This is a genomic window from Rhodococcus sp. YH3-3 (genome assembly GCF_001653035.1).
In the GTDB taxonomy this organism is placed as follows: Bacteria; Actinomycetota; Actinomycetes; order Mycobacteriales; family Mycobacteriaceae; genus Rhodococcus_F; species Rhodococcus_F qingshengii.
The window spans coordinates 1,775,872-1,783,013 of the sequence record NZ_BCWH01000002.1 but is presented as its reverse complement, the minus strand read 5'-3'; the positions used below and the strand labels follow the sequence as shown (position 1 = coordinate 1,783,013).

Annotated in this window: 8 protein-coding genes; 3 read left to right on the top strand and 5 right to left on the bottom strand. The window is 63.6% G+C overall.

Annotation, left to right across the window (positions count from 1 at the left end; all coding sequences use genetic code 11):
* Positions 1–580, top strand: a 580-nt coding sequence (locus tag YH3_RS21415) for a lytic transglycosylase domain-containing protein (RefSeq protein ID WP_064444031.1), incomplete at its 5' end; no start/stop codon positions are given.
* A gap of 24 nt (positions 581–604) precedes the next feature.
* Positions 605–1,741 carry an Mrp/NBP35 family ATP-binding protein gene (locus tag YH3_RS21410; RefSeq protein WP_003945178.1) on the top strand — a complete coding sequence of 379 codons (1,137 nt, stop codon included), beginning with the start codon at positions 605–607 and terminating at the stop codon, positions 1,739–1,741.
* Positions 1,742–1,805: 64 nt separating this feature from the next.
* On the opposite strand, the gene tatB is transcribed toward YH3_RS21410, so the two are convergent.
* From tatB to sigE, 4 genes are all read right to left on the bottom strand, one after another.
* Complete coding sequence (tatB, locus tag YH3_RS21405; protein WP_003945177.1) at positions 1,806–2,198, bottom strand: Sec-independent protein translocase protein TatB; 393 nt, start codon at positions 2,196–2,198, stop codon at positions 1,806–1,808.
* A 74-nt stretch (positions 2,199–2,272) separates the two neighbouring features.
* Complete coding sequence (locus YH3_RS21400) at positions 2,273–3,796, bottom strand: trypsin-like peptidase domain-containing protein (protein ID WP_371595232.1); 1,524 nt, start codon at positions 3,794–3,796, stop codon at positions 2,273–2,275.
* Positions 3,797–3,826: 30 nt separating this feature from the next.
* Entirely contained in the window at positions 3,827–4,186 is a 360-nt protein-coding gene (locus tag YH3_RS21395) for a hypothetical protein (RefSeq protein ID WP_003945180.1), read from the bottom strand.
* A gap of 52 nt (positions 4,187–4,238) precedes the next feature.
* A complete protein-coding gene (gene sigE / locus YH3_RS21390) occupies positions 4,239–4,835 on the bottom strand; it encodes an RNA polymerase sigma factor SigE (RefSeq protein ID WP_029255812.1) in 597 nt (198 codons plus the stop codon).
* A gap of 330 nt (positions 4,836–5,165) precedes the next feature.
* Here sigE and YH3_RS21385 point away from each other — a divergent pair, with 330 nt between their 5' ends.
* Positions 5,166–5,801: an O-methyltransferase gene (locus tag YH3_RS21385; protein ID WP_007736091.1), complete on the top strand. Its 636-nt coding sequence runs from the start codon at positions 5,166–5,168 to the stop codon at positions 5,799–5,801.
* On the opposite strand, the gene glgC is transcribed toward YH3_RS21385, so the two are convergent.
* Positions 5,798–7,012 carry a glucose-1-phosphate adenylyltransferase gene (gene glgC / locus YH3_RS21380; RefSeq protein WP_003945185.1) on the bottom strand — a complete coding sequence of 405 codons (1,215 nt, stop codon included), beginning with the start codon at positions 7,010–7,012 and terminating at the stop codon, positions 5,798–5,800. The two genes, YH3_RS21385 and glgC, sit on opposite strands and share 4 nt — an antisense overlap.
* Between the last annotated feature and the right edge of the window lie 130 nt (positions 7,013–7,142).

Sequence of the window (7,142 nt, the reverse complement as noted above, 5' to 3'; positions counted from 1 at the left end):
GCTCCCCGCGTCCATGGCCGAGGGAGCACTCGGAATCCCGAGCGTGAGCGTCGCCGCCTACCAGAACGCCGAGCGGATCCTCGCCGTCGAGAAGCCCAGCTGCAACATGCACTGGACGCTCCTCGCCGGTATCGGCCGCGTCGAATCCGGCCACGCCAACGACGGCAAGGACGCCGACGCGAACGGCAACCTCTACAAGCCCGTGATCGGCCTGCCACTCAACGGCAGCCTCCCCGGCCAGGCCGTCATCATGGACACCGACGGCGGCGCCCTCGACGGCGACACCGTCTACGACCGCGCAGTCGGCCCGATGCAGTTCATCCCGTCCACGTGGAACCAATACGCCGGTGACGGCAACGGTGACGGAATCGCCGACCCGCAGAACCTTTTCGACTCCGCACTGACCACCGGCAAGTACCTGTGCGACGGCGGACTCAACATGCAGGACGTCACGCAGGTTGCCTCCGCGATCCACCGCTACAACAACTCGGCCGCCTACGTCGCCAACGTTCTGGCCTGGTCGCTCGGGTACTCCACCGGCATCGTGCCCGCCGCATCGGACCTGCCGCGCATCCACTGACCTACCTGGACTTACCATGGAGTCATGTCTGTACTGACCGAGTCCGACGTTCGCTCCGCGCTCGCGCGAGTTCTGGACCCAGAGATCCGCAAACCCATCACCGAACTGGGGATGGTCAAGGGGATCTCCCTCTCCAGTGACAACAGCGTCGACATCGGCATCTATCTCACGACCGCCGGCTGCCCGATGCGCACCGAGATCACCGAACGCGTCACCAAGGCCGTCGCCGATGTCGCCGGGGTCGGTGCGATTCGCGTCGAACTCGACGTCATGGACGACGCTCAGCGAACCGAGCTCCGCAAGTCGCTTCGCGGTGATTCCGCCGAGCCCGTCATCCCGTTCGCCCAGCCAGGTTCACTCACCCGCGTCTACGCCGTGGCCTCCGGCAAGGGTGGCGTCGGAAAGTCCAGCGTGACAGTCAATCTCGCGGCAGCAATGGCCGCGCGCGGACTGTCCGTGGGTGTACTCGACGCGGATATCTACGGCCACTCGATCCCCCGCATGCTCGGCACCGACGCCAAGCCGACTCAGGTCGAGCGCATGATCATGCCGCCCGTCGCCCACGACGTGAAGATGATCTCCATCGCGCAGTTCACCCAGGGCAACACACCTGTCGTCTGGCGCGGACCGATGCTGCACCGCGCGCTCCAGCAGTTCCTCGCCGACGTGTTCTGGGGCGATCTGGACGTGCTGCTGCTCGATCTGCCGCCCGGCACCGGTGACATCGCCATCTCTGTGGCTCAGCTCATCCCGAGCGCCGAGATCCTGGTCGTCACCACACCGCAGCAGGCTGCTGCAGAGGTCGCCGAGCGCGCGGGCGCGATCGCCCTGCAGACCCGCCAGCGCGTCGCCGGCGTCGTCGAGAACATGTCGTGGCTCGAACTTCCCGACGGCACCCGTATGGACGTCTTCGGCGAAGGCGGCGGGCAGACCGTCTCCGATCGCCTCACGAAGGCCGTCGGAGCCAAGGTTCCGCTTCTCGGACAGATCCCGCTGGATCCGTCCGTCCGCGAGGCAGGCGACGCCGGGACGCCGATCGTCCTCAGCGCTCCCGATTCACCCGCAGCCATCGCACTCAAGGACATCGCCGACAAGTTGGCCGTCCGTCAGCGCGGGCTGGCCGGAATGTCGCTCGGTATCAACACGGTTCGCAACCTGTAGAACCCACTCATACGGAAGGGCGCCTGTCACCGATCGGTGACAGGCGCCCTTGCGTATGTCGAATCTAGGTTGCGTCGAAGTCCACAGGAGGACGTTCGCCGGCGGTGAGTGGCTTGTCCTTCGACAGCGTCTTCGGCTCCTGCACTCCGCTCTGCGGCTTCTTGTCGAAGTTGCCCGTGAAGATGGAGTCGTCGCCGTCGAGGAGGTGCTGGGTGATCACAGCGCGCGGCGTCATTCCGCGCAGCTTGTTCAGATCTGCGAGCGGTTTACGCAGATCCTCGAAATCGGTGCCCAGTTCTTCCTTGAGCTGATTGGAAGCGCCCGAAGCATATTCGCGCACCTGCCTCAGGGATTTCGTGACCCAGGAGACCGCACCAGGAAGCCGCTCAGGTCCCAAGATGACCAGAGCCGCTACGAGGAGGATCATGAACTCGCCCCAACCGATGTTGCCAAACACAGGGTCAGCCTACTGTGTGCTCGCTCGGTGCGCGCATGTCCGGATCAACCTCACAGGAAGATCGCAGGGTCCGATCAGTCCGACACCGGCGTGACCGAAATGTCGACCTGCCGTCCGTCGCGGATCAACTGAATGTTGACGGGTTGGTCGACGGTCGTCGCGTTGACCGCAACCACCAATTCGTCGGCGCTTGTCACCGGTCGGTCACCGACCTTGACGATGACGTCACCCTCGACGATCCCCGCACGTTGCGCTGGGCTGCCGTCGCGCACGTTGGCCACCGCAGCACCACTGGTCGCGTCGTTGACCGCGGTGCGTGCATTCACGCCGATGTCGGGGTGATGAACCTTGCCGTCGCGAATGATGGTCTGCGCCACCTCGGTCACCGTGTCGATCGGAATCGCGAAGCCGAGCCCGACCGAACCGCCGGACTCACTGAGCATTGCGGTGTTGATGCCGATGACGCGGGCTTCGTCGTCGACGAGCGCACCACCGGAGTTGCCGTGGTTGATCGCCGCGTCGGTCTGGACGGCGTCGATGACGGCGTTGGTGTCGGTGCCTTCACCCGACAACCGCAGAGGCCGGTTCAGTGCACTGACGATTCCGCGGGTGACGGTCTTGCTCAATCCGAGCGGTGAGCCGACGGCGACGACGTCGTCGCCCACCTGAACATCCTCGGATTTTCCGAGCTGAGCGACCGTCAGATTGTTCGCCGACACCTTGAGCACTGCGAGGTCTGTCTTGACGTCACGTCCGACGATCTGGGCGTCGGTCTTGGTTCCGTCGGAGAAGATCACCTGGATCTTCGCGTCCTGAGCGGGCGGAACGGCCGAGGAGATCACGTGGTTGTTGGTGACGATGTATCCGGCGCCGTCGATGACCACACCGGAACCCGTGCTGCCCTGGTCGCCGACGGCGACCTGAATCGACACCACTGATGGCAGTACCGCGTCGGCGACCTTCGCCACCTGAGACTCCGGCTGTTCCCCACCGCCGGATTGAACGAGCGTGACACGTGAGCTGGTGAGTGAACTGCGATCGGCAGTGATGACAGTGGCAAGCAACCCACCGACAAGAGCGATGACAAGCGCCATGCCCGCAAGCGCGGCCAGTGCCGAGGGGGCGACCTTGCGACCGAACAACAGCTCACGCACGTCGAGTTTCTGGGCGGGAGGCAACTGCACCGGCGCCTCGGACTCTGCGGGCTTGCCCAGCGAGACGGCGGATTCAGGATCACGCCACGGATCACGCGGCGGTTCTTCGTCGGGCGTGTTGTTCGCCGTCGCATCGGGATCGCGACCGATCGACTCGGTGGCGTCTGCGGGTCGACCGAACGCTTCGGCCAGAACCGGGTCCGGAGTCCCGATCACGACATCGGAGGACGGAGTCGATCGCGCGGCCACCGGAGTGAACGAGCCCTCGACTCCACTCGGCCGACCGAACACCTGGCGCGAGGCCGGATCGATCTGGGGTCGATAGACCGGACGGGGGTCGAGAACCGGCGCATCTGCCGGTCTGTCCACCGAACCGTTTGCCGAAGAATCCGAACTCACTCCGGAGTGCCCCCTTTTTCCGTCAGTCACATGGTCCAGTATCACTGATCCGCGCCGGGAAGCTGGCGCGCGGCGTCATTTGCGCCAGCGACGGGACAACCTCTTGCTGATGGTGGAGAAGCCGGCGGGTTGATTACCGACGGAACTGTCGGCGTTTTCCGAATTCGGCCCGGTAGTCGGACTGTTGCACGAAGGAATCTGGCTGAGAAGTCCCACCAGGGACAACGGCATCGTCATCTCGCCGCTTCGACGCAGCGCACCACGTGCCTGCTGCTGAGCATCGACGGCCGCAGCGCACTCGGCACAGATCGAGATGTGATGCGAGGCCCGCAAGTAGGCCTGCATTCGGAGTTCTCCGTCGACGTAGGCAGCGATTGCCTCGCTGGCCAGATGTTCGGTCGAACCGAACTGGCGATGTGCCCGCGCCTCCGTCATTCGTCCCTCCAGGTGATTGACCACGTCCCGCTCTGTAGCTCGAACCCGACCGTCAGAAACCGACGAGTTCGGATTCGGCTGCGCGCTGCGCTGCCAGATGATCACGAATCGCCTGTCGCCCACGATGGATACGGCTACGAACCGTTCCGAGCTTCACTCCCAGTGTGGCACCGATTTCCTCGTACGACAGACCTTCGATGTCACAGAGCACGACAGCGGCACGAAATTCAGGTGCGAGCGAGTCCAGTGCGGCTTGCAGACCTGCGTCGAGGCGCGCGTCGTGGTAGATCTGCTCGGGGTCGGGACCGGGCGAGGGAACGCGGTCGTAGTCCTCGGGCAGCGCTTCCATACGGATGCGATTGCGTCGGCGAACCATGTCGAGGAACAGGTTTGTGGTGATGCGGTGCAACCAGCCCTCGAAAGTTCCGGGCTGATAATCGGAGAGCGAGCGGAACACCCGGATGAAGGTGTCCTGCGTCAAGTCCTCGGCATCCTGGGCATCGCCTGACAACCGGTAGGCCAGGCGGTACACCCGGTCACCGTGCTGACGCACGAGTTCGTCCCAAGACGGCATGGAGGACTTCTCACCAGTTGCATCGAACACAGCAGTGCCGATCAATTCGGAATCCACAGCCGATTCCGTCGTCAAAACTTCCGACTCTCGAGGGCGAGGCTCGTCGTTGACCTGGTAAATAAGTTGATCCTCCTGCTCGGGATCGCGTAGTTCGATCACCGCGTTGTCCGAATCACGTGATGCGCGATATTCGGGAGAACCAGCCGATGCTGTGATTTGTTCCCGATCACCGAGCTGCGAAAGATCAACTTGGTAGAAATCGATACCGCCGTGCGATCTTCGATCCGGCGATGTATACACCTTTTCTCATCGCGGTGTGCACGCCATATGAGGAGCCTGAGGGATTCCTGAGAATCCTGGTGACTGCGCGCCTTGCAGCGACAATCCGAACCGCCCGATAACCTCATGAGCGTGACCCACGCCGAACAGATACTCCGCCACGTCGAGGACGTAGTTTCCGAGGACGAGATTTTGACCGCGGCGCGAGATCGAGCGCTGGATCTCGGAGCCCATCCGGTGACGCCCGCCGTCGGTGCGACGCTCGCGATGTTCGCGAGGATGCTCGACGCGAAGACGGCCGTCGAGGTGGGTACCGGAGCCGGCGTGAGCAGCCTGTGGCTTCTGCACGGAATGCGCGACGACGGCGTCCTGACCACGATCGACAGCGAACCCGAACATCAGCGGGCCGCCAAGCTGACCTTCCGCGAAAGCGGAATCGCTCCGGCACGCACTCGCCTGATCAACGGACGGGCTCTCGACGTGCTTCCCCGGCTCGCCGACGGCGGCTACGACCTGGTATTCGTCGACTGCGCCGCGATCGACCACCCGCACTACGTCCGCGAAGGTGTCCGCCTGCTGCGCTCCGGCGGTGTCATCGTTCTGCACAACGCCCTGGCCGACGGCCGCGTTGCAGACAGCTCCGCACGCGACGCGACAACGGTTGCGGTCCGAGAAGCGGCAAAGGCCGTGACCGAGGACGAGCGACTCATTCGAGTCCTCCTCCCCCTCGGTGACGGCCTCCTCTGCGCGAGCAAGCTCTAGATCCAGACGCCCTTACCGATGGCGACGACGCCACCCTGACTGACGGCAAATCGTTCGCGGTCACGTTCGAGATCGACGCCGATGATTTCGCCGTCACCGACGACGACGTTCTTGTCGAGGATCGCTCGCCGTACGACGGCACCCTTGCCGATGCGCACACCCGGCATCAGCACGCTGCCCTCGACGGTCGCACCGTCCTCGATCATCACGTTGGAACTGAGTACCGAATTGCGCACGGTCGCCGCGGACAGGATCGACCCAGCACCGACCACCGATTCCTGCGCGAGTCCGCCCTTCACGAACTTTGCGGGCGCGAGATTCTCGGTGGCGCCGCGGATGGGCCAGCGACGGTTGTAGAGATTGAAGATCGGGTGCACCGACACCAGGTCCATGTGAGCGTCGTAGAAGGCGTCGAGGGTACCGACGTCACGCCAGTAGCCGCGGTCTCGATCAGTGGCACCGGGGACGACGTTGTCCTTGAAGTCGTAGACCGACGCCTCACCCGCGGCGACCAAGGCGGGAATGATGTCTCCGCCCATGTCGTGATCGGAATCGGAATTCTCTGAATCAGCGCGGATGGCGTCTACGAGTACCTTGGTGGTGAACACATAGTTACCCATGGACGCGAATGTCGAATTGGGGTCGTCCGGTGTCCCGGGAGGATGGGCGGGCTTTTCCAGGAACTGGGTGATGCGTCCGGACTCGTCACTGTCGATGCAGCCGAAAGCAAAAGCCTCACTTCGCGGTACACGAATACCCGCGACCGTCACGCCTGCCCCGGATTCGATGTGGTGCTGAACCATCTGTTCCGGATCCATCCGGTACACGTGGTCGGCACCGAAAACCACGATGTACTCGGGGTCCTCGTCGTAAACGAGATTGAGCGACTGCAGGATTGCGTCGGCACTGCCGGTGTACCAGCGCGGCCCGAGCCGCTGCTGGGCCGGGACCGGGGTGATGTACTCACCCGCGAACCCGGACAATCGCCACGTCTGCGAAATGTGGCGGTCGAGTGAATGTGACTTGTATTGCGTCAACACACAAATACGCAGATATCCCGCGTTGACAAGGTTGCTCAACACGAAGTCGATAAGTCGATATGCACCTCCGAAGGGCACTGCGGGCTTCGCTCTGTCCGCGGTCAGCGGATACAAGCGTTTGCCCTCGCCCCCGGCGAGCACGATTCCAAGCACATGCGGCTGGCTTCTCACACCGCTAACCTATCCGCACTGGTGAACTCCCGCTAGCGAAGCAGTCCGAGAGGTCCGATCGTGTCCCCCTCCGAACGGCCGGGGATAACGTGATCGGTAGCCGGATCGACCACGGGCGGTTAGGTTTAGC